Annotated in this window: 23 protein-coding genes; 4 read left to right on the top strand and 19 right to left on the bottom strand. The window is 45.7% G+C overall.

All coding sequences use genetic code 11. The annotated features are described in order from the left end of the window. Window positions 1–25: 25 nt before the first annotated feature. The 9 genes from spoIIIAE to NSQ58_RS12980 form a co-directional block, all read right to left on the bottom strand. Window positions 26–1,216 (bottom strand): stage III sporulation protein AE, encoded by a 1,191-nt coding sequence (gene spoIIIAE / locus NSQ58_RS13020; protein WP_023989255.1) that lies wholly within the window; start codon window positions 1,214–1,216, stop codon window positions 26–28. A gap of 12 nt (window positions 1,217–1,228) precedes the next feature. Beyond that, a complete protein-coding gene (gene spoIIIAD, locus NSQ58_RS13015; RefSeq protein ID WP_013310826.1) occupies window positions 1,229–1,618 on the bottom strand; it encodes a stage III sporulation protein AD in 390 nt (129 codons plus the stop codon). A gap of 8 nt (window positions 1,619–1,626) precedes the next feature. Beyond that, window positions 1,627–1,830, bottom strand: a complete 204-nt coding sequence (gene spoIIIAC / locus NSQ58_RS13010; RefSeq protein ID WP_010345636.1) for a stage III sporulation protein AC — start codon at window positions 1,828–1,830, stop codon at window positions 1,627–1,629. 12 nt (window positions 1,831–1,842) lie between these two features. Continuing rightward, entirely contained in the window at window positions 1,843–2,361 is a 519-nt protein-coding gene (gene spoIIIAB, locus NSQ58_RS13005; RefSeq protein WP_023989256.1) for a stage III sporulation protein SpoIIIAB, read from the bottom strand. Beyond that, window positions 2,354–3,349, bottom strand: coding sequence for a stage III sporulation protein AA (gene spoIIIAA, locus NSQ58_RS13000; protein WP_053325697.1), 996 nt, complete (start codon window positions 3,347–3,349; stop codon window positions 2,354–2,356). Before spoIIIAA ends, spoIIIAB begins: the two co-directional genes overlap by 8 nt. Before the next feature lie 411 nt (window positions 3,350–3,760). Then, window positions 3,761–5,014, bottom strand: a complete 1,254-nt coding sequence (locus NSQ58_RS12995) for an aspartate kinase (RefSeq protein WP_341057563.1) — start codon at window positions 5,012–5,014, stop codon at window positions 3,761–3,763. A 197-nt stretch (window positions 5,015–5,211) separates the two neighbouring features. Next, a complete protein-coding gene (efp, locus tag NSQ58_RS12990; RefSeq protein WP_023989259.1) occupies window positions 5,212–5,769 on the bottom strand; it encodes an elongation factor P in 558 nt (185 codons plus the stop codon). Window positions 5,770–5,802: 33 nt separating this feature from the next. Beyond that, the gene (locus tag NSQ58_RS12985) at window positions 5,803–6,876 is read right to left on the bottom strand and encodes a M24 family metallopeptidase (RefSeq protein WP_053325698.1); all 1,074 of its coding nucleotides are present in this window, start codon (window positions 6,874–6,876) and stop codon (window positions 5,803–5,805) included. A gap of 81 nt (window positions 6,877–6,957) precedes the next feature. Further along, the gene (locus NSQ58_RS12980) at window positions 6,958–7,539 is read right to left on the bottom strand and encodes a YqhR family membrane protein (RefSeq protein WP_023989261.1); all 582 of its coding nucleotides are present in this window, start codon (window positions 7,537–7,539) and stop codon (window positions 6,958–6,960) included. 285 nt (window positions 7,540–7,824) lie between these two features. Here NSQ58_RS12980 and NSQ58_RS12975 point away from each other — a divergent pair, with 285 nt between their 5' ends. The 3 genes from NSQ58_RS12975 to NSQ58_RS12965 all read left to right on the top strand — a co-directional run bounded on the left by NSQ58_RS12975 (window position 7,825) and on the right by NSQ58_RS12965 (window position 10,397). After that, window positions 7,825–8,826, top strand: coding sequence for an ABC transporter substrate-binding protein (locus NSQ58_RS12975; protein WP_341057562.1), 1,002 nt, complete (start codon window positions 7,825–7,827; stop codon window positions 8,824–8,826). A 250-nt stretch (window positions 8,827–9,076) separates the two neighbouring features. Continuing rightward, on the top strand, window positions 9,077–10,069 hold the full coding sequence (locus NSQ58_RS12970) for a DUF1385 domain-containing protein (RefSeq protein WP_028540591.1): 993 nt from the start codon (window positions 9,077–9,079) through the stop codon (window positions 10,067–10,069). Window positions 10,070–10,076: 7 nt separating this feature from the next. Next, on the top strand, window positions 10,077–10,397 hold the full coding sequence (locus NSQ58_RS12965; protein WP_023989265.1) for a hypothetical protein: 321 nt from the start codon (window positions 10,077–10,079) through the stop codon (window positions 10,395–10,397). Between the two features lie 117 nt (window positions 10,398–10,514). On the opposite strand, the gene NSQ58_RS12960 is transcribed toward NSQ58_RS12965, so the two are convergent. The 3 genes from NSQ58_RS12960 to mntR all read right to left on the bottom strand — a co-directional run bounded on the left by NSQ58_RS12960 (window position 10,515) and on the right by mntR (window position 13,904). Next, window positions 10,515–11,504, bottom strand: coding sequence for a patatin-like phospholipase family protein (locus NSQ58_RS12960; protein ID WP_023989266.1), 990 nt, complete (start codon window positions 11,502–11,504; stop codon window positions 10,515–10,517). Between the two features lie 95 nt (window positions 11,505–11,599). Further along, window positions 11,600–13,342, bottom strand: a complete 1,743-nt coding sequence (locus NSQ58_RS12955; protein ID WP_341057561.1) for a family 10 glycosylhydrolase — start codon at window positions 13,340–13,342, stop codon at window positions 11,600–11,602. Window positions 13,343–13,478: 136 nt separating this feature from the next. Continuing rightward, window positions 13,479–13,904 (bottom strand): transcriptional regulator MntR, encoded by a 426-nt coding sequence (mntR, locus tag NSQ58_RS12950; RefSeq protein WP_007430946.1) that lies wholly within the window; start codon window positions 13,902–13,904, stop codon window positions 13,479–13,481. 252 nt (window positions 13,905–14,156) lie between these two features. Here mntR and splB point away from each other — a divergent pair, with 252 nt between their 5' ends. Next, entirely contained in the window at window positions 14,157–15,221 is a 1,065-nt protein-coding gene (gene splB / locus NSQ58_RS12945) for a spore photoproduct lyase (protein ID WP_023989268.1), read from the top strand. On the opposite strand, the gene NSQ58_RS12940 is transcribed toward splB, so the two are convergent. The 7 genes from NSQ58_RS12940 to pflB form a co-directional block, all read right to left on the bottom strand. After that, a complete protein-coding gene (locus NSQ58_RS12940; RefSeq protein WP_023989269.1) occupies window positions 15,214–15,930 on the bottom strand; it encodes a cytochrome c biogenesis CcdA family protein in 717 nt (238 codons plus the stop codon). The two genes, splB and NSQ58_RS12940, sit on opposite strands and share 8 nt — an antisense overlap. 157 nt (window positions 15,931–16,087) lie before the next feature. After that, on the bottom strand, window positions 16,088–18,106 hold the full coding sequence (gene metG, locus NSQ58_RS12935; RefSeq protein WP_339200314.1) for a methionine--tRNA ligase: 2,019 nt from the start codon (window positions 18,104–18,106) through the stop codon (window positions 16,088–16,090). A gap of 412 nt (window positions 18,107–18,518) precedes the next feature. Next, complete coding sequence (gene yidD / locus NSQ58_RS12930) at window positions 18,519–18,809, bottom strand: membrane protein insertion efficiency factor YidD (protein WP_023989271.1); 291 nt, start codon at window positions 18,807–18,809, stop codon at window positions 18,519–18,521. Window position 18,810: 1 nt separating this feature from the next. After that, the gene (locus NSQ58_RS12925; protein WP_013310843.1) at window positions 18,811–19,302 is read right to left on the bottom strand and encodes a Fur family transcriptional regulator; all 492 of its coding nucleotides are present in this window, start codon (window positions 19,300–19,302) and stop codon (window positions 18,811–18,813) included. A gap of 253 nt (window positions 19,303–19,555) precedes the next feature. Beyond that, window positions 19,556–21,778 (bottom strand): copper amine oxidase N-terminal domain-containing protein, encoded by a 2,223-nt coding sequence (locus NSQ58_RS12920; RefSeq protein WP_028540587.1) that lies wholly within the window; start codon window positions 21,776–21,778, stop codon window positions 19,556–19,558. Between the two features lie 219 nt (window positions 21,779–21,997). Then, window positions 21,998–22,756, bottom strand: coding sequence for a pyruvate formate-lyase-activating protein (pflA, locus tag NSQ58_RS12915; protein ID WP_013310845.1), 759 nt, complete (start codon window positions 22,754–22,756; stop codon window positions 21,998–22,000). A 51-nt stretch (window positions 22,757–22,807) separates the two neighbouring features. Further along, window positions 22,808–25,069 (bottom strand): formate C-acetyltransferase, encoded by a 2,262-nt coding sequence (gene pflB / locus NSQ58_RS12910; RefSeq protein ID WP_025722256.1) that lies wholly within the window; start codon window positions 25,067–25,069, stop codon window positions 22,808–22,810. Between the last annotated feature and the right edge of the window lie 302 nt (window positions 25,070–25,371).

Raw genomic sequence — 25,371 nt, 5'->3', positions numbered from 1 at the left:
CCCTTGTTGGTTTACGTACATTGGTTCACCTCATCATGACCGTCATATTTCCTGCTGCGAGCATGATTGTAATCGCAAGGAAGGACATTAACCCCACTGCCGCCAGTGCCGCGAAAACATAAATCATGCTCTTGCCGATCGCATCGAGACATTCCACGATAGGCGTATCACCCAAAGGCTGCATGATCGCTGCTGTCACTTTATAAATGAGAGCCAGTGTCAGAATCTTGAGAGCAGGAAATGCGCACAGGAACAAAATAATAATGACTCCTACCAGACCAATGGCATTTTTAACGAGCAGCGAAGCCGAAATGACTGTATCTGTCGCATCTGCCAACGCCTTGCCGACCACCGGAACAAAGCTACCTGTAATATATTTGGCTGTGCGGATCGTTAATCCGTCAGTAACTGACGATGTCAAGCCTTGTACCGAAATGACTCCTAGAAATATGGTCAGCAACACTCCCAGCACTGCTACTCCAGCGTTCCGCAACAGATCGGCTAGCTGGGTCAGTTTGTATTTGCCTGTCAGCGAGTTGACCAAGTACAGCACAGCCGAGAAAAACAGTAGCGGGAAAACCAGCGTATGAATGACTGTTCCGACTGTGTTGATCATAAATACAATCAGCGGGTGGGTCACCGAAACTGTTACGACGTTACCCATCGAGGCTAACATGGTAAACAACAAAGGCAACATTGCCATCATGAAGTGAATCATACTATCAATCGCTTCTTTGGCATAACCAATCGCTACACTAAAGCTATTAATCGCCAGAATGATAATGACCATGTATACGATAGCGTAGGCCACTTTGCTGACCTGTTTGCTTTCAAAAGCACTTTGCAGCGTTTCCAGCACCATACTCATAATGCTGAGCATGACGATGGTGACGAGCAACTTGGCATTTACCCGGATTTCATGGATGAAAAAATCAGCTATAGCGCTCAATACACCCTTTATGCTGAACCCTTCACCGCCTGGAAGCAGCATGTCCATGAAGGAAGGCGTTTTCTGATCAGGGAAAAATCCGCCGTATTGCTGCATGAGCCCGTCCCAATAATGTTCTACTTCATCTTTGGGCATTTGCTCCGCCTGCTGTCTGATCCATTCGTTTGTCGGTGTATCTGCAAAGAGGACCGCAGCTGAGGCACACCAGAGACATAGCAGCAACATTGCAATTACTTTGAGATTCGGCATGCCCCCTAGCCTTTTCATGGCATCACCCCCTCAGGCGGGCATCAGCTTCAGAATGGTATCAATAATAATGCTGATAATCGGGATTGCTAGCACCATAATGAGTACCTTTCCGGTAAGCTCAATTTTGGAAGCAATCCCGTCTTGTCCTGCATCCCGAACGATTTGCGCTCCAAATTCAGCAATATAAGCGATACCGATTATTTTCAATACGGTTTTAAAATAGATCATATCCATGCCTGAAGACCGGGCCAATCGCTCCAGTACAGCAACCACAGATCCGATCTTGCCAATCAGCAGCAAAAAAATGACGATTCCCGCAGCTGTTGCAATCAAAAAGGCAAACATCGGCTTCTGTTCCTTAATGACTAAAATGAGGACTGTGGCAATGAGGGCGAAGCCCACCACCTGAATGATTTCCATGTGTCCACCTACTGAAAAAGAAAGATAGATTTGATCTCTTGCAGAAGGTTATCCAGCATTCGCACCACCATGAACAGGACCACGACGAAACCAATGACCGTTACCCAGTGGGCCATGTCTTCTTTGCCCATTTGCTTTAATACGGTATGAATCATAGCGATAATAATGCCAATTCCGGCAATCTGGAAAATTGCGTTCACTTCTAAATTCATTCGAGCACCCCGCTAATAGATCAAAATGACGATCAATGCTCCGATCAGCAGTCCCAGGCTCCTGCTCATACGCTCGTACCTCACCTGATCTGCCTGCGCCTGCGCTTCCTCATGGGATAACTGTTGGATGGTCAGCGCAATGTGCTTGATCTGGTCTTCACGGTCGCTGGTTCCAAGACTGTAAGCAAGCTGCCGCATCGCTTCCTTCTCGGCTTGCTTCATAGAGGAACGGTTCCACGAGTCTTCAATAGCTTTATGCAAGCTTTCTCTGGCAGTCAGGCCAAAAGAGGGGTGCATCCAGCGTGAGGCTTGCTGAAACAGAGTGCGCAGCGGCTCTCGCAAGGGCTCTCCTGTCTTGGCGAAAGCATCTGGTAGCGGAGACACCCCGTAGGAAACCTCGGTGGTCAATCTTTGCAGCGCAAGAATCAACTCCCTGATTTGCCGCGGCCTCATCGCAAACTGTCTTGCCCGCTGCCAGCCTGCCAGCGTAGCGGCCAGTATAACCAAGGCTGCACCTAGCAGCTTAAGCATAGGAGATGCCCCCATTCTGCCCTTCTCCAGGCAGTGTAAGCCTGCGCTGCTTGGCATCTGCCAGCCGAAATGAGACGCCCCGGCTCGTCCGCTCCAGCATGACGTAGAGTTGAAACAGCTCTTGTCCTGTAGTTAATCCAGCAAACGCAGACCGGGTCGCCATTTCAGCCACATCGCGGCCATGTGCGGAAGCAATGACTGCAATGCCTGCATGAAGCGCTTCGCGCACCGCCTCCGCATCTTCCGGTCGTCCGATTTCATCAACAATGAGGACATCCGGTGACATCGAGCGGATCATCATCATCATGCCTTCTGCTTTCGGACATCCGTCCAATACATCGGTGCGAGGCCCGACATCAAAACCGGGGATACCTTTGTGACTACCAGCGATCTCAGAGCGTTCGTCTATAATGCCTACCTTGAGTCCATTCCGTCGCCCCCCGTTGCTTTCCATCCCTCCGTAACTGAGTTGCCGAGCCAAGTCCCTAAGCAGTGTCGTTTTGCCATGCTGAGGAGGGGACAAAATGAGGGTGTGCCGGATTCTCCCGGACATTCGATCTGCTACATAAGGCAATATCCGATCAGCTATGCCGGGAATTGCACGAGCAATTCTTACATTAAAGCTGCTTATATCCCTCAAATGCTCCACTCGTCCTCGGTTGAGCACGGTTCTCCCTGCCAAGCCAATACGATGACCGCCAGGGATCGTAATAAACCCTTTACGAAGCTCCTCTTCCATGGTATACAGGGAATGATTGCTGATAAAATCCAGCAGTCGGTGGGCATCCTCACGGTCAGGCTTATAGGCTTCCACATGGTTCAAAGTCAGCCGACCAGCAGACGTTACAAAATGATGATCACCATTTGCATTAATTTCCAACGGCCTTCCTTCCCTGACCCGGATTTCTTCCAGTTGCTTAAATACCGTTTCTGGAAGCCTTCCGAGTATACCGTGCAACGGTTCGGGAAATAATTCCAGCCATTCCATACCGATGCCGCCCCCTCACAGTTGTCCTTTTTCTTTAAGACAAGTCTATGGTTGACTCTCGCTTTTTATGCCGAAAATATATTGAAAACCTAGGCAAACTTTTGCTAACTCCTATCAACACTCAACAGACCTTTCTCCCGCTTGTTTAAGCACCATTCTCTAATTCGCACAAATAAAAAAGGGCCTCTCAAAGCCTTGTCGGCTAAGGGATACCCTTGGGTAGAAAAGATAGATTCAGCAAAAAAAGAGGCTGCCCCTCAGTCTAACTCTCACTGATGGAACAACCTCTTAACCTACTGCTGTATTCTATGATTTATCAAACTATAAATAGAGGGCCTGTATCAACCTTTACCTATCATAAGCATCGTTCACATTAGACATATTCAGTGTCTAGATCTCACGTTGCAGTTATTAACGACGGTCCTGCGGTCCACCCACAAACGCTTGCTCCTCGGTGTCCAGGTTATAAGCTGTATGCAACGCCTGAATAACCTCATGAAGTTTACCCGCTTCAATTACACACGATACTTTGATCTCAGATGTGCTTACCATTTTAATGCTAACGCCTTGCTCTGCCAGTACGGCAAACATTTGCGCAGCAACACCCGGATGGCTAACCATTCCTGCACCTACAATGGACACCTTCACCAGGTTTTCCTCAGACGTTACTTCACGGTACGGAAGCTCTCCACGAATACCTTCCAGCGTCTTCAGTGCTGCTTCACGATCCGTCAGAGCTACTGTAAAGGAGAAATCCGCTTTACCAGCTTCAACCCCGCTCTGTACAATAATGTCTACATCAATTTTGGCTGCCGCCAGTGTTCCAAATACTTTCGCCAGTACACCGGGGATATCGGCGACGCCCAAAATACTGATTCTTGCTACATTTTTATCATATGCAATCCCACTGACTACAACGCCTTGTTCCATTATTGCATCCTCCTTTACGACCGTTCCTTCATTATGGTTAAAACTGGACCGCACAATCAGCGGTACCCGGTTATGTTTGGCATATTCTACCGCACGAGGATGCAATACAGCTGCACCCAGATTAGCTAATTCCAGCATTTCATCATAAGAAATTTCTTTTAGCTTACGAGCAACCTTCACGATCCGTGGATCTGTTGAATATATGCCGTCCACATCCGTGTAAATTTCACAGGCGTCCGCTTGAATCGCCGCCGCCAGCGCAACCGCCGTCGTATCAGATCCACCACGTCCCAGCGTCGTAATGTCTCCCTCTGCAGACATCCCTTGGAAACCAGCTACAACAACGATCTTGTTGCTGCTCAGTGCATCCAGCACACGCTGAGGTTGAATATCCGTAATCCGTGCTCGACCAAAGTCAGATTCAGTACGGAAACCAGCCTGCCATCCCGTAAACGATACCGCTTCATGACCCAACTGCTGAATAGCCATCGACAACAAGGCGATTGAAATTTGTTCACCTGTCGTCATCAACATATCCAACTCACGTGCAGGCAACTGCTCATTCAACAATTTGGCCTGGTCAATCAGTTCGTCTGTCGTGTCTCCCATTGCGGAAACAACCACTACACATTGATGCCCTTCACTCTGTTTCTCCACAACGCGTTTTGCCACGCGTTTCATGCGCTCCGTGTCACCGACGGAACTGCCTCCGAATTTCATGACATACAAAGACAACGATATTCACTCCCTCAGACTCAACAGTATGTAACCTTGAGATGGCACCAAACGACTTGAACGTGACATCCTGCGGCATAACTTTAGTACAGTATAATACGAAAGTGCTGTACGGAGCCATTGTTTTTTAATATTAGTGCTTATAAAAATATCCCCTGCCCTTAACAAGGACAGAGGAAATCTAAAAGCTGCAAAATTTATGCGCGGGAAATGTATTTACCATCGCGTGTATCAATCAGCAATACGTCGTCCTGGTTGATAAACAATGGAACCTGAACGTTCAGTCCTGTTTCAACTTTTGCATTTTTAGTAGCACCTGTAGCGGTGTTACCTTTAATACCCGGCTCAGTGTCAATAACCTTCAGCTCTACGCTGTTAGGCAGGTTAATCCCGAGAATTTCACCATTATAGCTAATGATGTTTACATTCATGTTTTCTTGCAGGAAGTTAAGTTCCCATTTCAGTTGATCGCTGGAAAGTGTGAATTGATCGTATGTTTCGTTATCCATGAATGTATGCTCGTCTGCGCTCGCATAGAGGTAAGACACACCACGGTTTTCAATTTGCGCGCGGCCGATCGTTTCACCCGCACGGAATGTACGTTCAACAGTGTTGCCGTTACGCAGGTTTTTAAGCTTGGAGCGCACGAATGCCGCACCTTTACCCGGTTTTACGTGTTGGAAATCCAGCACCGTAAAAATATCTCCGTCTACCTCGACGGTCAATCCTGTTTTAAAATCATTAACGTTAATCACTAAAATACCCCTCCTACAGGACTGTTATCGTTATTAAACGACTGTAAATTCTTTGCTCGAATGTGTTAATACCTTGATGCCGCTATCTGTAATAACGATATCATCCTCGATCCGTACACCGCCCAATCCAGGCACATAAATACCTGGCTCGACCGTTACCACCATACCCGGCTCCAGAATATCATCGCTTGCCTTAGACAGGCGTGTTGATTCATGTACTTCCAGACCCAGACCATGACCTGTGCTGTGACCGAAATTGTCTCCATAGCCATGGCCAGCAATAATATCCCGGGTCAGTGCATCCGCTTCACGGCCTGTCATGCCCGGCTTAATATGTTCGAGTGCGTGAAGCTGCGCCTTAAGCACAATATCGTAGATCTCACGCAACTGAGGCGCTAAATCCCCTTGTGTGGCCACTGTACGTGTCAAATCGGAGCAGTAGCCATCCAGCAACGCACCAAAATCAAACGTAATTAGCTCGCCTGCTTGTACTAACTTAGCACTGGCTACGCCATGAGGCAATGCCGAACGAACCCCGGAAGCCACAATTGTGTCAAATGAAGAGGATGTAGCTCCCTGCTTGCGCATGAAGAATTCCATTTCCAGATCCAGCTCACGCTCGCTGACACCCGGCTTGATGTAAGGTAAAATGTGTGCAAATGTAGCATCTGCCAAATCCGCTGCCCGCTGCATCACTTCCAGCTCTTCTGCATCCTTGTACACCCGTAGCTTCTCCACAATGCCCGACACCGGAACCAGTGAAATAGGTGACAAATCTTCGCTATAAGCTTTATGCGTCGCAACAGTTACAGCGTCTTGCTCGAAGCCTGTTTCGCTGATCTGATGGGAAGACAGTAATTCTTTCACCGTTTCCATGACCTGTGCAGCGTGCTGCACCACCGTGAAGCCTTCGGCTTGTTCGGTCGCTTGTGTCATATAGCGAAAGTCAGTCAGCAAATAGCTATGGGATTCCGTAATCAGCACATAACCCGCCGAACCTGTGAAGCCTGTCAAATATCGACGATTGACAGGGCTAGTAATCAGCATAGCCCGCAGATTATGCTCGCCCAGCGCCTGCCGCAGCTTTAACACCCGGTCATTCTTCATCTTTCATTCCGCTCCCCTCTGTCAAATAACCAAATGCTATTTTAACACAGGGGATAGGCGCTTGAGAAGTTTTTGTTACGTTCAGCCCTCAGCTTTCTCAGGCTCGCGCTTTCTTTCATCCGTATACTCGACAGCAACGGTATATCCGATAAATAGTCCCCACAGTATAAACACACAAATTTCTGTATATAAGGAATTCCATGTTAACCGATCAGGAGCATTCATCATTCCTAGCTTAGGACCTGTTAATACAAATAAAACAACCCACCAAATCAGACCATACACAATTCCGGGTATAGGACCCTTAAATCTGCGCAGCAACAGAGTGTACACCAGTGAAGCTACGACGGATAATCCAATAAAAAAAAGTAGCCCTACCAGATGTCCCGCCATGGTGTTCATAAACGAATGCTTGAAAAAAGGCTCCGCGAGAAAGCCAGGCGCTACTACCGTAAAATGCAACTTATAAAACAGCCAGCGCAGCAATCCCCAGAGTAAACCCGCAAAAAAACCCAACTCAAGTGCAAAAGGAATGAGAGGCGTATGTATTTTGCCTGACTGCTGCCTGCCTCTACCACTGTCGTTATGATGACGTTGATCCTGAGATCCGCGAGACTGCTCCTGTTCATGTCCTATCTTGGGTATAGAGTAGGTTTCACTCATGTTGTTTAATCCCCTTTCAATATGCAAACTTTTCCCATCGTAAAGACAATTGCAATCGGAAATGCATGTACGTCCATCGGATTCTGCATTCCATTTTGCTAGGTAGTATGCTCCAAGGGGGAATAGTTTAACAATGAACAGGAATGCTGAATAATGGCAGCTTTCCAATTGAGGGTACGGACCCGTTTTTTACATTGACAAAATTTCAATCCTCTATCATAATATAATGATGAAAATGATAATCATTATCATTTCCTAAAAACATATATACGGGAGAACGCTTCTATGAAAAAGGGATTAATCGGGATTTTATTGTTAATGGTTTTTACGCTCACTCTGGCAGGTTGCGGAGCAGCCGACAAAGCATCGGATAAAGATCAGACAGCCACGTCGGGTAGCAAACCGACTGACACAGCGACTGGTCCTGTGACGGTAAAGCATAATCGTGGTGAGGTCACGCTCAACAAGCCCGCACAGCGTGTCGTAGTGCTGGAATGGACATTTACAGAGGATTTGATTGCGCTGGGCGTTCAGCCGGTTGGTAATGCAGACAATGCCAACTACAAGGTGTACGTGACACCGGAGGCGGCTCTCGATAGTAGCGTGGTCGATGTCGGCACGCGTAACGAGCCGAATCTGGAAGCGATTGCTGCATTGAAGCCGGATCTGATCATTTCAAATGTTGATGGAAATGAGGCTATCTATGAGCAACTCAAGGCCATCGCTCCAACGATCGAATATAATCTGAACGATGGTAACGGCTACGATCATGATAAAATGGTAGAAATTTTTAATAGTATCGCAGGTGCTCTTGGAAAAGAAGACAAAGCTAAGCAGGTGCTTGCCGAACTGGATCAGCATTATGCTGAAGCCAAAGAAAAGCTCACCGCTGCTGGCAAGTCGGATTATCATTATATACTGACACAGGCTTTCACTTCGCAAAATGCGGCCAGCCTTCGTATGTTTTCAGATAATTCAGTCGTCGTGGCAACACTGGCGAAGATCGGCATGATTAATGATTGGAAACCGAGCAAAGTTGAACAGTATGGCTTTTCAACCGTAGGCATTGAAGCTCTGTCTGCCGTTCAGGACAGCAACTTTATCTATATTGTTCAGCCGGACGATAATGTTTTCGGCGCACCCATGAAAAATAATTCGGTCTGGAACGGTCTGAATTTCGTTAAAGAAAAACGTACCTATTCACTGAGCGGTACGACATGGACATTTGGCGGCCCTCTCTCTTCAAAAGGGCTGGTTGACCAGGTTGTCGAGGCAATTACGCAATAGGTTGTTTCCGAATATTCATTCGGTTTTATAATGAGTAGCATTTATGTGAGCAGTCTGAGCTCCATAAATGCTTTTTTTATAAGCCTGTGGCATGAGCTTTCTCCACGATAAGAATTTCTACCGTCTCCTTTAAAAGCAGAATCTTAGCTTAGAGCGGCCTAATTACTACACTCAGTTTCATCTAACTAGATATTCCCTTCCAAATTCGATACAATATACAAAAAAGCATGTATTAAGAGAGGTGAGACGGTTGTCACAAGCATCCAAGCCTGTAAGCTACGGCGGTCAGGCAGTCATTGAAGGTGTCATGTTCGGCGGCAAGCGTGTCAATGTCACGGCAGTTCGCCGCAAAACTGGCGAAATCACATATTTGGAAGTACCACGCAAGGAGCAATCCTGGGTATCCAAATTCCGCAGAATTCCTTTATTGCGGGGGATTGTAAGCATCATCGACTCCAGCGCCAAGGGTACCAAGCATTTGAACTATTCAGCCGATGCGTATGCTGATGATGAAGTAGATCCGGAAGAACGCGCTGAGCAAAAGAAAAAAGAAGAATCTCGCTGGAGTCTGAGTATGATGATCGGTGTGGCGGCAGTCGGTATTTTGTCATTCCTGTTTGGCAAAATTGTATTGACTCTCGTTCCGGTTATTGTAGAGGATTTCCTATTCGGTAGCTTGTTTCACAGCCAAATTTTGCATAACCTCGCAGAAGGAGCTATTAAGCTGATTCTGCTACTGGCTTATTTGTGGGGTATTTCCCAAACTCCGTTAATTAAGCGACTGTTTCAATATCACGGCGCAGAGCATAAAGTAATTACAGCATTCGAAGCAGGGGAAGAACTAACCCCGGCCAATGTACAAAAATACAGCCGTCTGCATTACCGCTGCGGTAGTAGCTTTATTATGCTGACCGTGATCATCGGAGTACTTGTCTATTCCCTATTTACCTACGATAATCTGTGGGAGCGCATGGGGCAACGGCTTCTACTGCTTCCGATCGTACTGGGGCTTTCTTTTGAATTTCTCAAGCTGACCAATGCTCTTCGTGAAATTCCGGTACTTCGTTATTTAGGTTACCCCGGTCTGTGGCTGCAACTACTTACCACCAAAGAACCGACTGATGATCAAGTGGAGGTATCCATTGCCTCATTTAAGCGTATGCTTGAATTGGATGCTGAGTTGGAAAACGTACCTGTAAAGGAGACCTTCAACAGTCCGGTCCTTGATCCTGTGAAAGGATGAGTGAATAATGAACAGACATGCCGTTATTTTCTGGCTTACCCTTGCTTTGGGTGCATATGGGATTGTGGATATGCTATGGAGAGGAAGCTGGGGCTTTCTCATGAGTTTACTAATTCCCGTCCTTGTTTTTGCAGTTATATTTCTGCTATACAAATACCTGCCAGGGCAACGCAATCGTACTCCCAAAATCAAACCCTCTGTGCGCACCATGGCCAAAACAGCCAACGCACGTAAGCAGCAGACTACAGGCAAGCGCAAAGCGTATCCTTTTCATGTAATTGAAGGTTCCAAGGGCAAAAATGAAGAAGAACAACCTAAATATCATTAATGATAATCATCCTTTAAAATGTAGCACAAAGGAGCCATCACCCGCGTATTCAAATATGACCGGGAAGAGGCTCCTTTTTTACACCCTTTTAAATTAACTTTAACTGCCAGTTAGTGTTTATTTCATAGCGTACATGGTATCCTTCATCAATTGGTACTTGCTATACTGCTGCTGGTAAGAAGTGATGCTCCATTTGTGGAAAAAAGCATCCCCTGCCTGCACACCGGAAGCATACAACAAATCACTTTGCTCTGTAGAAATGTTAAATTGTGCAGTGCGGATACCCAATGTTGGAATTTTAATCGTCCGATACCGATTCTCCTGCTCAATATATCGTTCATCGTGTGCTGATAGCATGGTATCAAAAATAGCCTGCAGCATGGTCAATGGACCCCGTATATAAGAAACTTTGGTCTCCGTCCCCGTTTTGCCCACCATTTGAAACCCTACCGTTGGAATCGTTTTGGCCTCACGTTCATTTACAGGCTCATCAAAAAGCCACAACGGCAAATTGCTTAGTAAAGCCCCATCAACTACAAATACAAATTGCTGAGAAAAAGTCTTTCCCTTGGCAAGTGCAGAATCAAGCCTTAACATAACGGGATCAAAAAAATAAGGGATACTTGTGCTCATCCGAATGGCTTTAGCTACCTCCAGTGAAGAGGGATTGATACCAAAACGTTTGATATCCTCAGGAAGCACCAGAATGCGTCCATTCGTGATATCTGATGCAATAATGCGCAGTTTGCCAGGAGGTAAATCCGCGAACGTACGCACTCCCTTAGCTCGTAACAGCTCACGTACCCAGTGCTCCAGTGCCTCCCCTGAGTAGAGCCCTTTTTTAAGAAAGATACGAGCTGCTGGTCCAACCCACTTAATATTGAACACTGGAGAACGTCGTAACAACTTGACCAAGGGGGTTTTCTCAATTACGGCTTTCATTTCATCCGCAGAGTATCCCGCAGCCAATAAAGCAGCTACAATAGCACCTGATGATGTACCTGCCAAACGATTGAATACAATTCCATGCTCCTCCGCAGCCTTAACTGCACCCGCCAGCGAAATTCCCTTAACCCCTCCACCCTGGAACACAGCATTGATCAGCATAGATCAAAAAACCTCCGTTCTCTTGGGAGTAAGCAGTTCTACTGCTTATGTATGAGAACGGAGGCCCAAATAGAACCTATATGATCCAATTTATATCACATTTGATAATAATTTTGAAGAAGCTGAATGAGTCCGTATGGATTTTTACGCAGATGCTGTGCACTAAAGTAAATATCCCCTTTGACCTGTTTATAATCTTCGTTCAGTTCAAGCTGCTTAATTAGCTCTTGAGCCGTTTGCCAGCCCTTTTCAGGGGTGCCGATCTTATAAGGAGAATGACCGATATACAGCTTAACATCTGAGTTTTTGACCTCATTGGACCACCATGCGACAAGCTTGTCATATCCCGCCGCTGGGAAACCGATACTCCAGTAAATTTGTGGAGCTACATAATCAATCCATTCTTTGTTAATCCAGGTTCTTACATCCGCAAACGTCGTATCATACGCTGTAACGCCTGCCTTCGTGTCTGAACCCGTTAAGTCCTGAGATTTGTTACGCCATACCCCAAAAGGACTAATTCCGAATTGAACTTTAGACTTGCTGGCATGAATGCTTTTGCCCAAATCGCGAACAAAACTGTTCACATTATCTCTCCGCCAGTCGCCCTTGCTAGAGATTTTGTTGGTATTATATGCTTTGAAGGTCGCATCATCATCAAAAGTCCCGCTGTAAGGATAAAAATAATCGTCCAAATGGACGCCGTCAATGTCATATCCGTTCACGACCTCCATAATCGCCGTAATGACATGCTGACGTGCAGCCGGAATTCCTGGATTGATGTACAATTGGCTACCATTCTTAACAATCCAGTCTGGATGTTGATTAGCCACATGATTTGCAGCCAAGCCGCTGGTTGTTCCTGTAGAATTCGCACGGAACGGATTAAACCAGGCATGGAATTCCATCCCTCGCTTGTGCGATTCGCTAATCATAAATTTCAAGGGATCATAGCCTGGATTTTTACCTTGGGTGTTGGTCAAATACTTGCTCCATGGTACAAGACTCGACGGATAGAGCGCATCGCCGCTGGCACGAACCTGAACAAATACCGCATTGATGCCCATCCCCTGCAAATCATCGAGCATTTTAGTAAACTCCTGCTTTTGCTTCTCGGAGCTGCTTCGGGCAGCGGAAGAAGGCCAATCTCCGTTAATGGTAGAAATCCATGCTCCACGCATGGAAGTTGAAGCCTTTACCTGAACAACATTTGCCTGTGAAGAACTTGAACCGTCCTCACTAGTAGACGTTGACGGTGAAGTGACAACCGCCTGCTCATCATCGATGGCTCCCTGATCTGTACTTACACTCTCCTGATTGCCAGATGCAGGCGTATCTGATATAGAGCCGCTGCTTCCTGCAGAAGTGTTCCCGCCAGTAGAGACACCTTCCTTACCACTGCTTAACGTAATAACTCGCTCTGAAGCTTGCCAATCCACTTTTAATCCCAACTCTTCCCCAACAAAACGCAGAGGCACCATGACTCTCCCGCTTGTCATACGGGCAGATGCATCCAGTCGAACTGACTTGCCATTCACCGTAGCGCTTTGTGCACCGTTCTCCATAGTTATATTTTTGTTCTGTGCTGTAATCGTTACCGTACCGGACGATTCCGACCAGTTGACCTGAGCGCCCAATCCCTCACTAATCACTCGCAAAGGAACCATCGTAACATTGGCTCCCTGTACAATATACGGTGACGCGTCACTTTGCAGGGACTGTCCGTCCAATATAATTTCAATATTACCAGTTGGAGCTGCTTGAACTCCAGGAACGATGGCAGTCTGCACTGCTAAGAGTAGGCCAGCAGCCAATGCCACTATTTTCTTTCGATTCATATTATTACAATCCTCCGCTAACCCTGTTAATTTTAACCCCTATCTTGTCCTGCTATATAATGGATAGACGCTAATAACCGGATATTTGTTGCGGTCGGGACAAATAAAAAAGCATCGTCCGTAAGGACAGATGCTTTTAGGAATCTCCACTCAATTCCTTGTGTATGTCATGAAGCTGGCGCAAGCGATCTTCATCCCGACGAAAATACTCAACCAATGTTTCGATACGGGTGATGGAATCCCAGCTCAAATGATGCTCAATACCTTCCACATCTTTATATATCAGGTCCTTGTCAACCCCAATCATATCCAGAAATTGCTCTAATAACTGATGGCGATCAACCAACCGTTTGCCGACCTTTTTCCCTTTCGGTGTCAAAATCAGTCCCCGATATTTCTCATATACAAGATAATCGTCCTTATCCAACTTCTGAATCATTTTGGTGACGGACGAAGGATGCACCTCTAACCCCTCTGCGATATCCGAGACACGAGCATAACCCTTCTCATCAATCAGTTGGTAAATGCGTTCCAAATAATCTTCCATGCTTGGCGTTGGCACTTGTTTCCCTCTTTTCTGTTATTGAACGGGCGCTTACCGCCTTCATTTCCTGCGTTAAACCTACTATGTAATGATACATGTTATCATTGCCCATTGGCAAGTCTCATCCCTTCACTCACAGCTATTGCCACGATTTGTTCAATTTAAGCGGGGCACACTAATATCGTCGTCCCTGTATCGTTTATTTCTGCGGCAATATGTTAAAGTTGGACACCAGAGCACTGTGGATTTATTTCGAAAGGAGCGTTAGTCATGTCTACGCTTGAGCGTACTCCTGTCCAAACCAGAGGAACCAAGCCATTTTTGCCTGATCTGGTGTTTTTTGAGCCAGACGCACTGAATTATCCCAAGGGCCAGCGTATTATGGATTGGGTTAAAGCCAAGGATATTCCGTATCGGATGACTACCTCTCACAACCGAATTACCAATTTACCAGGTGAAACTGAAGTTGAAAAGTACCGAATGGCAAAAAAAACTTTGGTTGTCGGTATCCGTAAAACGTTAACTTTTGACCAATCCAAGCCCTCTGCCGAATACGCCATCCCCATTTCGACTGGTTGTATGGGGCACTGTCACTACTGTTATTTACAAACAACCTTGGGAGCAAAGCCGTATATTCGTGTATATGTCAACACTGACGATATCTTATCAGCAGCTAAAGCTTATATCGAGGAGCGTGCGCCTGAAATTACCCGTTTTGAAGCAGCTTGCACCTCCGATCCAGTTGGTTTGGAGCATATCACCGGAACGCTTGGAGACTTGATTCGTTTCATGGCAGATGAAGAATTTGGTCGTCTGCGTTTTGTTACTAAATATCATCATGTTGATCCATTACTGGATATTAAACATAATGGTCATACTCGCATCCGCTTTAGCATTAATTCCGATTATGTTATTAAACAGTTTGAACCTGCAACTTCACGCTTCGAGGAACGTATTGAAGCCGCTGGCAAAATCGCACGAGCCGGTTATCCACTGGGGTTCATCATCGCACCCATCATCTGGTATGACGGCTGGGAAGAAGGTTACGGCGAGTTGCTGCGAAAATTGGGAGAAACCTTGCCACAGCATGCTACAAAAGATTTGACGTTCGAATTAATTCAGCATCGCTTCACCAAAACATCCAAAGCTGTCATCGAGAAACGTTATCCGAAAACCAAGCTGGAGATGGACATAGAGAAACGCAAGAAAAAATGGGGCCGCTGGGGACAAAACAAATATGTTTATCCCGATGAACAGCAAAATGCACTGCGAGAGTTTATCACAGAGCGCATTTTTGAACATTTCCCTTTAAGTCGTATTGAATATTTCACATAACTAGCATCCAATCTGGGGTAATCCGTTGTAAAAATAGCGTTACATGGGTCATATGATCCGTTACCAGTAAAATGCCCGTAATAACTAGTAGTATGCCACCTGTCTTGATGAGGATGGAGGTATAGCGAGAGGATAGTCGAACAGAGCCTACCAGCAAAGCTAATACAAAAAATGGAATCGCAAAGCCAAGCGCATAGCCTGTAATCAGTTTGAACCAAATGTGATGCTCTACTGCCGCCAAAGCGATAATAGCTGTTAGCATGGGACCGATACAGGGCGACCAGCCTGCCGCAAATCCAATTCCGATTACAAAGGAACCGGCGTACCCGGCAGGCTTCCATGTCCAGCGAAGCTTATGCTCCCTCATTAGAATCAAAGGACGCACCACACCAAGAGATACCAGCCCCATTAGTAAAATAAGTGATCCCGCTACCATTCTTAGCGTGTCCCCATAATTGGCAAACCATTCTCCAAGCAACCCGACACTTGCACCCAGTGAATAGAAAACGACCGAAAAGCCCAATACAAAAGCAAGCGTATGTCCCATCGTACGATAACGAACCTCAGCCTTGTGCCGTCCTTCAGCCAGTTCACGCGCAGACATCCCTGTCATATACGATAAATAAGATGGATACAGCGGTAAACAACACGGTGAAAAAAAAGAAACCAGTCCGGCTATGATCGCCAACCCAGCGTTGATATTTGTCATCATCATTTCCTCCCACCTGTCTTAAGTGAACACAAGCAAACAAGCCCTGCCTACTAAAACATACGTATAACGGGAGCAAAATATGATGCAAGCCAAAAAGCGCATGCCCAGGAAGAATAATTCCTGGACATACGCTCTTTTATTTTTACATAGCGTTCTACTTTACAACCGCACCATTCGGCATACCTTCCGGTACGGTGGCCAGCGTAAGCTGATCTCCATGTGATGCTGCCAAAATCATACCTTGCGACAGCTCTCCCCGAAGTTTTACTGGCTTCAGATTGGTCACACAGATCACCTTGCGCCCAATGATATCTTCAGGTGTATAAAACTTCGCAATCCCTGATACTACTTGCCGCTGCTCATAACCAAGGTCAAGCTGGAGCTTCAATAGTTTATCGGCCTTCTTCACAGGCTCGCAGGCGACGACCTGAGCAACGCGCAGTTCCACCTTGGCAAAATCCTCAATGCCAATCTCTTCCTTTGCCTCCGGTGCTTCCTGACTCGTCTCAGATGCATTCTGCGGTTGAGCTTGTGTCGTAGCTTCCTCCGGCTTCTTACCTCCAGTCATCGCTTCCACGATAAAAGCAACCTCTTGCTCTGAATCCAGACGCGGGAAGATCGGATTACCTTTGACTAGCTGCGTTCCTTCCGGAATACGACCGAACTGTTTGCCGCTATCCCATGTAGTCAACTCACCTTGGCTAATACCGAGCTGCTCCCAAATTTTATGAGGAGCACGGGTTAAGAATGGCTGGAGTAAGATGGAAGCGATGCGCAAGCTTTCTACCAAATGCAACATAACAGATGACAATTCGCGACGTTTTGCCTCATCCTTAGCCAAATTCCATGGTTGCGTCTCGTCAATATACTTGTTGCTACGGCTAATAAATTGGCTAATCGCCGTTAATGCCACGGAAAACTCCATGTTTTCCATGGCTTCTTCTACTTTACTATAAGTCGATGTTGCCATGTCTTCCAAAGCTCCGTCGAATGCTGTTACATTCGCTTCATAAGCTGGAACCTTACCATCAAAATATTTATCTACCATCGCCACGGTACGATTCAACAAGTTGCCCAGATCATTTGCCAAATCCGAATTAACTCGATCTACAAAACTTTCTGGTGTAAATGTTCCGTCTGCCCCAAAAGGCACTTCGCGCAGTAAGTAGTATCGTAGTTGGTCCAGACCATAACGGTCAATCAACGTCACTGGGTCTACAACATTGCCTTTAGATTTCGACATTTTACCGTCTTTCATGAGCAGCCAACCATGTGCAAATACTTTTTTAGGCAACGGAAGATCCAGCGCCATCAGCATGATCGGCCAATATATCGTGTGGAACCGTACAATCTCTTTACCTACGATATGCACATTTGCAGGCCAGAATTTATCATACAGCTCGGTATTGGAAGAGCCATAACCCAAGGCTGTGATGTAGTTGGAAAGTGCATCAATCCACACATACACGACATGCTTCGGATCCCCCTTCACCTTAATGCCCCAATCGAAGGTAGTACGGGATACAGCCAAATCCTCCAGACCCGGCTTGATGAAGTTATTGATCATCTCTTTTTTACGTGATTCCGGCTGGATAAACTGCGGATTCTCTTCATAAAATTGCAGCAACCGATCAGCATACTTGCTCATACGGAAAAAGTAACACTCTTCCTTGACCAGTTCTACAGGGTGTCCACTATCCGGGCTTTTTCCTCCAGCCACATTGCCTTCGGCGTCCTTCACCACGTCAACCAGCTGAGTTTCTGTGTAGTACGTCTCGTCAGGGATGCTGTACCAGCCTTCGTATTCTCCCTTGTAAATATCGCCTTGCTTCAGCAAACGATCAAAAATTTCTTGTACAACAGCCTTATGACGTTCCTCCGTAGTACGGATAAAATCGTCATTGGAAATGTCGAGCTTCCGCCACAGTTCTTGAATACCTGCCACAATATCATCTACGAAACGTTGCGGCGTTTTGCCTACTGCACTTGCTTTCTGCTCAATCTTCTGACCATGCTCATCCGTTCCTGTCAAATAGCGCACTTCATAACCGCGTAGCCGCTTGTAACGGGCCATTGCATCTCCCGCAACCGTCGTGTAAGCATGACCTATATGTAGCTTGTCGCTCGGATAATAGATCGGTGTCGTAATGTAAAATGTGTTCTCATTGGACATGTGTGTTGCCTCCTGTTTTGTTCACGGCAGCTATAAGACCTGCTGACATGATGGTACTCCAATTCATGTATTTGGCACAAATTGGGCACAAAAAAGACCCCCGCCCCTATGGGACGAGAGTCACCTCACGCGTTACCACCCAATTTTCCTGTATCCTCGCAGACTACAGGCTTCACCGGTCACATCTGACCGCCCATTAACGCTGGAACACGCCTCCCCCTTACGATTGCCTCCCAAGCACTAATAATTGTGGCAAATACGCTCGAAAAAGGTTCCTCCAGGACCATATTCAGGCTTCGCTCCAGACCGGTTTGCAGCTAACCCCGGCTCTCTGTACTGGGCGTTTTACCCTACTCATCCCTTCGCAGGAAAACAATATTAACCAAAATATAACCAAATCCGCATAGCGCTGTCAAGTCAGACCCTTTTCAGAGTGGGTAGCCAAACGATCTTCGCTAGACCTATCTGTTCCCTTTTTTGCAGGAGGGACCAAATCTACGCCGCCCGGATGAAAGGGATGGCACTTGGCTATACGCTTAGCAGCAAGCCATGAACCTTTGAGCGCACCATGCATCTCTACCGCCTCCAACGCGTACGCCGAACACGTTGGATAGAATCGGCAGGTAGCCGGCTTTAACGGTGAAATATAGGAACGATAAAACTTAATCGGAGCCTGTACCACTCTGCGTGTGGTGATTTTCATTTCAGTAGCCCCCGTGGCTGTGAGTGTGACTGCTCGTCTGTCTGAATCCCCCATCCGAATTACTGTCAGTATGCCCATTCTTCTGTTGACAATCTTTGCAATAACCAAAAATTTCAAACTTGTGCTCGACGATTTGGAATTGATCCGTTGTATCCGTCATTTGCATTGGGCAAAAAGAAATCGGTAATGTTTTCTGACAGCTCAAGCAAATCATATGGTGATGGTGATGATGTTCATTACAGCTCACCTTGAACTTCATTCCATCCTCAAAAGATACCTGTTCCAGTACACCCAATTCCTGCATTACACGCAGATTACGATAAACCGTATCAAAACTAAGTCCACTGTACTTCTTACCCATATATTCATAAACGTCTTTGGGGGACAGATACCCTTCATTCTCGGAAAATAACGTGGCCAACGTCTTGCGCTGATCTGTAATACGCAGCCCCTGAGCGGACATTGTTGCAATAATTTCATCCTTTGTCAGCATGCGTTTCACCCTCCCCTGTCTGTAGTTTCAGGTTTTCTGATGCAGGCTTAGGCTTGCATCTATTTATTATACCACGATTAAAGTCAATATTATAAGAGATATTCGTATCTATACATAAGAAAAAGACGCTCTCCGGCGCTACGATTAAATTCGCAGCAGGAGAACGCCTATATTCTGCAAGTGACATCGACTTTTAAACGGTGAATGACGAGACCCAAGGTCTAAGCCGGTAAACAGCACCGGTTAATTCATATTAATTTTTAATAGCTGGTAAAGGCATAACTACTACGGAAACTGGCAAGTTACTTCCTGCAGCAGCAGTGAAATACATCTCTACACTTTCCTCGATATGCCCTGTGCGATACAGCACACTCATCTCATTTGGAGCCCATACCGCGCCGTTCGTCGGGATACCCACAACCTGATTGTTTACCATCGCATAGCCGGAATATTCGCCTCCACGCGGGTTGAACGTAATCAGTGAATACGGCGCTACATGATCCAATTTAACTTTATATACAACACCAAAATTACCGGCATTGGAAGCAGAAGAGCCGTCCAGACCGTCCGTACCAATCAGGTTCGGGTCTACCTTATTATCACCAAGAACGATACGTTGAGCTGTTTTACCAACCTCTTCGGTATAATTGAGCGAGATATCAGCATTAGCATACGTTCCACGGTTGTGAATACCGTCCTTAGGCAGTTTTGCCAGAGTAGGCATCACGGTCAACGGATCTACATTTGCATCTAACACAATAACCGTGTATTGAATAGGTTGATCCGTATATAAATCGGATAACAGAGAAATGACCTGTTTTTGCTTGATTTTTTGTGCATTCAAATCCTCTAAAATAATGCGATTTTCGCCAGGATTTAGAACTGTGCTAGAACGCTTGCTTCCATCCTGCATGGATTGAAAATATCGTTGAATCGAGACTTTACCCGCAGCCGTGGCAAATTCAGATGGTCCAGCAAAACCGGAATTTTCGACATTTATATTGGCAGGAGTGATATTGTTGTTGGTCGCAATCACGTACATCTTCACATCTCTACCCGTTTCATTGACATGATGGACGAGTATGCGCGTGCTGCCTGATCCGGTTTCTTGATACACGATACCATCCTGGAACACACGTTCTGGGCTGTTAGCACGGATCAAAAGACGCGGTGAAGAAGTACTTGTCACTGGAATAGTAGCCATGGTAGGCACCTGACTGCCGTCTACTGTATATTTATCACCATATGGTGTGAAGATTTTATTGAAATCATCTTCGTTGTACAGCAATTCATTCGTAATTTTAATTGTTTCACTTTTGGTACCTGTTGCGCCGTGCTTATCAGTCACGGTGAGTGTGATTGTTACATCACCTGGTTGGAAAAAGGCAAGTTTCTTATTCTCCCAATCACGCTTAGTGATAGCATTCTCATCATCTGTACTCAGGTCGGTAATGGTGATTTTCTCGCCCATCTTGTACTCTTTTTTATCAGTTGTAAACAGAGCCACTGGCGGCTGATTTGGTGGTCTTACTGTAATTGTAACTGAGTAAGGATCACTCCAGTTCCCAGCAGAGTCAAGAACAGAATAGGTAACTACATATGTACCCGGCTCCTGAAATACGTCCTGCTTACCTTCCCAACGTTGGTTCACAATCGGAAGACCTGTAGGAGAAGATTCCTTCGTCAAATACGTAACTTGGGTTTCGCCCGCATAGATATCTTTTTGCTGAACCGTGAAGGAAGCTTTAGGTTTCTGATTCAAATCCATGATAACTTGTTTAGTCGTATTATTCACAGTATAAGGAATATTTAAGGCCTGTGTAATCGAGGTCAATGGCACCATAAATACGTTCTTTTGCTGAAAAGCCGGTCCCTTCATTTGTCTGGCTTCACCGTTAACCGTATAAACCTTGCTGTCTGTTTTGAAGCGCATGACATTTGTTCCTTGTGTGATTACGGTTTCTTTGGTGGCAGTGTCATAACTAAACTGCAATCCGACACGGCTGACAAGAGAACGGATAGCTACATAGGAAACTCCGTCCTTAACAGTCATCGGCTGAGTTGCTGTGTACACCTGTCCGTTTTGTTCCATTTTCGCGCTGTTTAAGTACAAAATCAATTGATTAGCACCCATGGATGTTGGAGCTCCACCAGGATTGGTGATCGTTCCGTCTCCACCGTATACATCATTGGAAACGTTCGATCCGTTGGTTGTATCCGTAGGCAGGCCAGTCAATGGATCATTGGATACGCCTGTGTTATTAGGTGTAACCGTGTCATTTTGTGTGCTAGTTCCATCTTGATCTCCGATGCTATTCTGAACGCCTGAATCAGCAACATTGGCCTGAGCCTGCTGTGCGCTAACCGAATCGGTGGATTGAACGGTTGTTGATGCTGCTTCTGCTCCTACAGGGGCTACTGCGGCCACCTGAGCCACCGCAAGGGCGGTGAGCATGGTCCATTTCTTGAAATTCATTGTCTGTCTCCTTCTATCACCAAATTATTATCATTCCCGTAAAAAGTCATACTATTAGACGCGTCAGTTGTTAAAAAGTTTCTGGAAATTTTGCTGATCATGAAAAAAAGGGAACTTTCTCCTGTGACTGCAAAAAATTCAACAACAAAAAACCGCCGCCCATCTGACCTGATGTGGCGGCGGCTTCATTACTAGGAAATAGCTTTTGAACCATTTACATTATGATGGACGGCAGACAGCATTCTTTCCTGCAGTCTCCAGACGACCCTCTTCAATGAGTCGGTAAGCACGTTGAACTTCTTCATCTGTAGGAGATGGAACTCCCTCCAACGGATACTCCTTACCGAGCATTTCCCACTTGTAAACACCCATTTGATGGTAAGGTAAAATTTCGAATTTCTCGACTCCGTTCAACGTTCCGATAAACCGTCCCAAATTCAATAAATCTTGCTCGTCATCATGAATACCCGGTACAAATACGTGTCTAATCCACATTTTGCGCCCTTGCTCAGACAACCAGCGAGCCGTACTTAACATACGGTCGTTAGACTTGCCTGTAAGCTTAATATGCTTGTCATTGTCAATATGCTTAATATCCAGTAGCACCAAGTCTGTTACGTCCAGCAGTTCATGGATACGGCCCGCGTCATTAAAGCCGTTACTGTCCAGTGTCGTGTGCAAATTCCACCGACGTTTCACTTCTTTGAACAGCTCTGCGACAAAATGAGCTTGCAGCGTCGGTTCTCCACCGGATACGGTCAATCCGCCTCCTGAAGAACGGTAATAGGCTAAATACGGCTCAATCTCAGCCAATACCTCCTCCAACGTCATCGGATTACCTTCATTCAAGGCCCAAGTGTCCGGGTTATGGCAATATTGACATTTCAACAAGCATCCTTGCATAAAGAGCACGAAGCGGATGCCGGGACCATCGACGGTCCCGAAGGTTTCCAATGAGTGTATGTGACCTTTCAACATGTTGCATCATCCTTCCCGCATCCGCTATGCGTGCGTCATTGTAATACTTATTTACATTGTACCGTGGAAAGTACGGTTAATAACATCCAATTGTTGTTCACGAGTCAGCTTGATAAAGTTAACGGCATAGCCGGAAACACGAATCGTCAGCTGTGGATAGTTTTCTGGGTGCTCCATTGCATCCAACAGTTGTTCACGAGCAAACACATTGACATTCAGATGATGTGCGTGGCTTCCAAAGTAGCCATCCATCATCGAAACAAGGTTTGTTTTGCGTGTTTCTTCTTCTTTACCCAGTGCTTTAGGCACGATGGAGAAGGTGTTCGAGATACCATCCAGACTGTGTTCATAAGGCAATTTGGCTACGGAACTCAGAGATGCCAAAGCACCTTTTTTATCACGGCCGTGCATTGGGTTTGCCCCTGGTGCAAACGGTTCGCCTGCTTTACGTCCATCCGGTGTTGTACCTGTTTTCTTACCGTAAACCACGTTGGAAGTAATAGTCAGTACAGATTGAGTAGGAACCGCATTACGATAAGCTTTATGCTTGCGAATCATGCTCATGAAGCTTTCTACCAGTTCCACAGCGATGTTATCTACACGGTCATCGTTGTTACCGTAGCAAGGGTATTCGCCTTCGATTTCAAAGTCAACAGCAATCCCTTTTTCGTTACGGATTGGTTTAACTTTTGCAAATTTAATGGCACTCAAGGAGTCGGTAGCAACTGACAGACCCGCAATACCACAAGCCATGGTGCGGAGAATATCACGATCATGCAACGCCATTTCAATGCGTTCGTAGCTATATTTATCATGCATGTAGTGAATAACATTCAAAGTGTTCATGTACAGTTTTGCCAACCATTCCATCATAGGTTTGAAGCGGCTCAACACTTCTTCATATTCCAGAACTTCACCTGTAATGGCTGGGAATTCAGGCCCTACTTGGACGCCAGATTTTTCATCTTTACCACCGTTAATTGCATACAGCAGAGCTTTAGCCAAGTTGGCACGAGCACCAAAGAATTGCATTTGTTTACCGATTTTCATTGCCGATACACAACAAGCAATACCATAATCGTCTCCATAAATCGGACGCATCAGATCGTCATTCTCGTACTGAATGGAGCTAGTTTCAATAGAAACTTTCGCACAATATTTTTTGAAGCCTTCAGGCAATTTTTCCGACCACAGTACAGTCAGGTTCGGCTCCGGTGCAGGTCCCAGATTGTAGAGGGTGTGCAGGAAACGGAAGCTGTTTTTAGTTACCCGAGTTTCTCCAGTTACGGACATACCACCAATGGACTCAGTAACCCAAGTTGGATCTCCACTGAATAGTTCATTATAGTCAGGTGTGCGCAAGAACTTAACAATACGCAATTTCATAACAAAATGATCGACCAGTTCTTGAGCTTGTTCTTCTGTCATTGTACCCTCTTCCATATCACGTTGAGAGTAAATATCAAGGAAGGAAGATACACGTCCTAAGGACATTGCTGCACCATTTTGTTCTTTGATTGCTGCAAGATATCCAAAATATACCCATTGGAAAGCTTCTTTCGCATTGTTAGCAGGTTTTGAAATATCAAAACCGTGCTCAGCAGCCATTTGTTTCAGTTCATTCAAAGCACGAATTTGTTCGGAAATTTCCTCACGCAGACGAATTACGTCTTCTTCCATGGAATCAACTTCAAGGCTTTTCAGTTGCAGCTTTTTATCTTGGATCAAGAAGTCTGCACCATACAAAGCTACACGACGATAGTCACCGATAATACGACCACGACCGTATGCATCTGGCAGACCAGTAATGATACCAGCTTTACGAGCTGCTCTCATTTCATCTGTATAAGCGTCAAATACACCTTGGTTGTGAGTTTTACGAATATGAGTGAAAATATCAATGATACTTTCTGGTACTTCAAAACCATAGGCTTTACAAGCGTCGATCATCATCCGAATTCCACCAAACGGCTGCAAAGAGCGTTTGAATGGAGCATCTGTTTGCACACCGACAATTTGCTCTTTATCCCGGTCTAGATAACCCGGTTTATGTGAAATAATAGTGGATGGCGTATTCACGTCTACATCAAGCACGCCGCCGTTTGCCAACTCTTTTTTGGTAAGATCGGATACAATATCCCACAATGCAGTTGTGTTGGCGGTAGGACCAACCAAAAATTCTTCATTGCCAACATAAGGTAAGATATTAGTTTCAATAAAATCGTTGACGTTGACTTCTTTAGTCCATTTGCCTTTTTTAAAACCTCTCCAGCCAGATTGTTGCTCTTGTAATTCTCTCTCAATCACCGACATGTAAATCCCTCCAAATTGTTTGGTCTTCCGGACTTGTGATTTTTTTCACGATAAAGCTATTTCTTGAGCCCGGCCTGTTCACCGATGCCTTACGCTCAGTGTCGGGACCTTTCTTACACCCTTATTGTAGAATAATGATAGAGTGTAGTATGTGATAAAAATCACAATATGAGTGATTTTTATCACTTTATTTTCCCTAGCTTCACGCCTATATCCTTAGCCTTGCCGTTCACCTCCCTTCCCAAACCAACAGGCCCTCTATATAGAGAGCCTGCATCGGTATTGAACGAGAAAATGCTTTT

Origin of the sequence: Paenibacillus sp. FSL M7-0134 (genome assembly GCF_038007865.1) — a bacterium.
Taxonomy (GTDB): Bacteria; Bacillota; Bacilli; order Paenibacillales; family Paenibacillaceae; genus Paenibacillus; species Paenibacillus polymyxa_B.
This window is presented reverse-complemented; position numbering and strand designations above follow the sequence as displayed.

Coding starts and splice junctions, on each gene's coding strand:
- spoIIIAE (WP_023989255.1), bottom strand. CDS start 1,216: ATGAAAAGGCTAGGGGGCATGCCGAATCTCAAAGTAATTGCAATGTTG.
- spoIIIAD (WP_013310826.1), bottom strand. CDS start 1,618: ATGGAAATCATTCAGGTGGTGGGCTTCGCCCTCATTGCCACAGTCCTC.
- spoIIIAC (WP_010345636.1), bottom strand. CDS start 1,830: ATGAATTTAGAAGTGAACGCAATTTTCCAGATTGCCGGAATTGGCATT.
- spoIIIAB (WP_023989256.1), bottom strand. CDS start 2,361: ATGCTTAAGCTGCTAGGTGCAGCCTTGGTTATACTGGCCGCTACGCTG.
- spoIIIAA (WP_053325697.1), bottom strand. CDS start 3,349: ATGGAATGGCTGGAATTATTTCCCGAACCGTTGCACGGTATACTCGGA.
- NSQ58_RS12985 (WP_053325698.1), bottom strand. CDS start 6,876: ATGAAGAATGACCGGGTGTTAAAGCTGCGGCAGGCGCTGGGCGAGCAT.
- NSQ58_RS12980 (WP_023989261.1), bottom strand. CDS start 7,539: ATGAGTGAAACCTACTCTATACCCAAGATAGGACATGAACAGGAGCAG.
- NSQ58_RS12975 (WP_341057562.1), top strand. CDS start 7,825: ATGAAAAAGGGATTAATCGGGATTTTATTGTTAATGGTTTTTACGCTC.
- NSQ58_RS12965 (WP_023989265.1), top strand. CDS start 10,077: ATGAACAGACATGCCGTTATTTTCTGGCTTACCCTTGCTTTGGGTGCA.
- NSQ58_RS12960 (WP_023989266.1), bottom strand. CDS start 11,504: ATGCTGATCAATGCTGTGTTCCAGGGTGGAGGGGTTAAGGGAATTTCG.
- NSQ58_RS12955 (WP_341057561.1), bottom strand. CDS start 13,342: ATGAATCGAAAGAAAATAGTGGCATTGGCTGCTGGCCTACTCTTAGCA.
- splB (WP_023989268.1), top strand. CDS start 14,157: ATGTCTACGCTTGAGCGTACTCCTGTCCAAACCAGAGGAACCAAGCCA.
- NSQ58_RS12940 (WP_023989269.1), bottom strand. CDS start 15,930: ATGACAAATATCAACGCTGGGTTGGCGATCATAGCCGGACTGGTTTCT.
- metG (WP_339200314.1), bottom strand. CDS start 18,106: ATGTCCAATGAGAACACATTTTACATTACGACACCGATCTATTATCCG.
- yidD (WP_023989271.1), bottom strand. CDS start 18,809: ATGAAAATCACCACACGCAGAGTGGTACAGGCTCCGATTAAGTTTTAT.
- NSQ58_RS12925 (WP_013310843.1), bottom strand. CDS start 19,302: ATGCTGACAAAGGATGAAATTATTGCAACAATGTCCGCTCAGGGGCTG.
- NSQ58_RS12920 (WP_028540587.1), bottom strand. CDS start 21,778: ATGAATTTCAAGAAATGGACCATGCTCACCGCCCTTGCGGTGGCTCAG.
- pflA (WP_013310845.1), bottom strand. CDS start 22,756: ATGTTGAAAGGTCACATACACTCATTGGAAACCTTCGGGACCGTCGAT.
- pflB (WP_025722256.1), bottom strand. CDS start 25,069: ATGTCGGTGATTGAGAGAGAATTACAAGAGCAACAATCTGGCTGGAGA.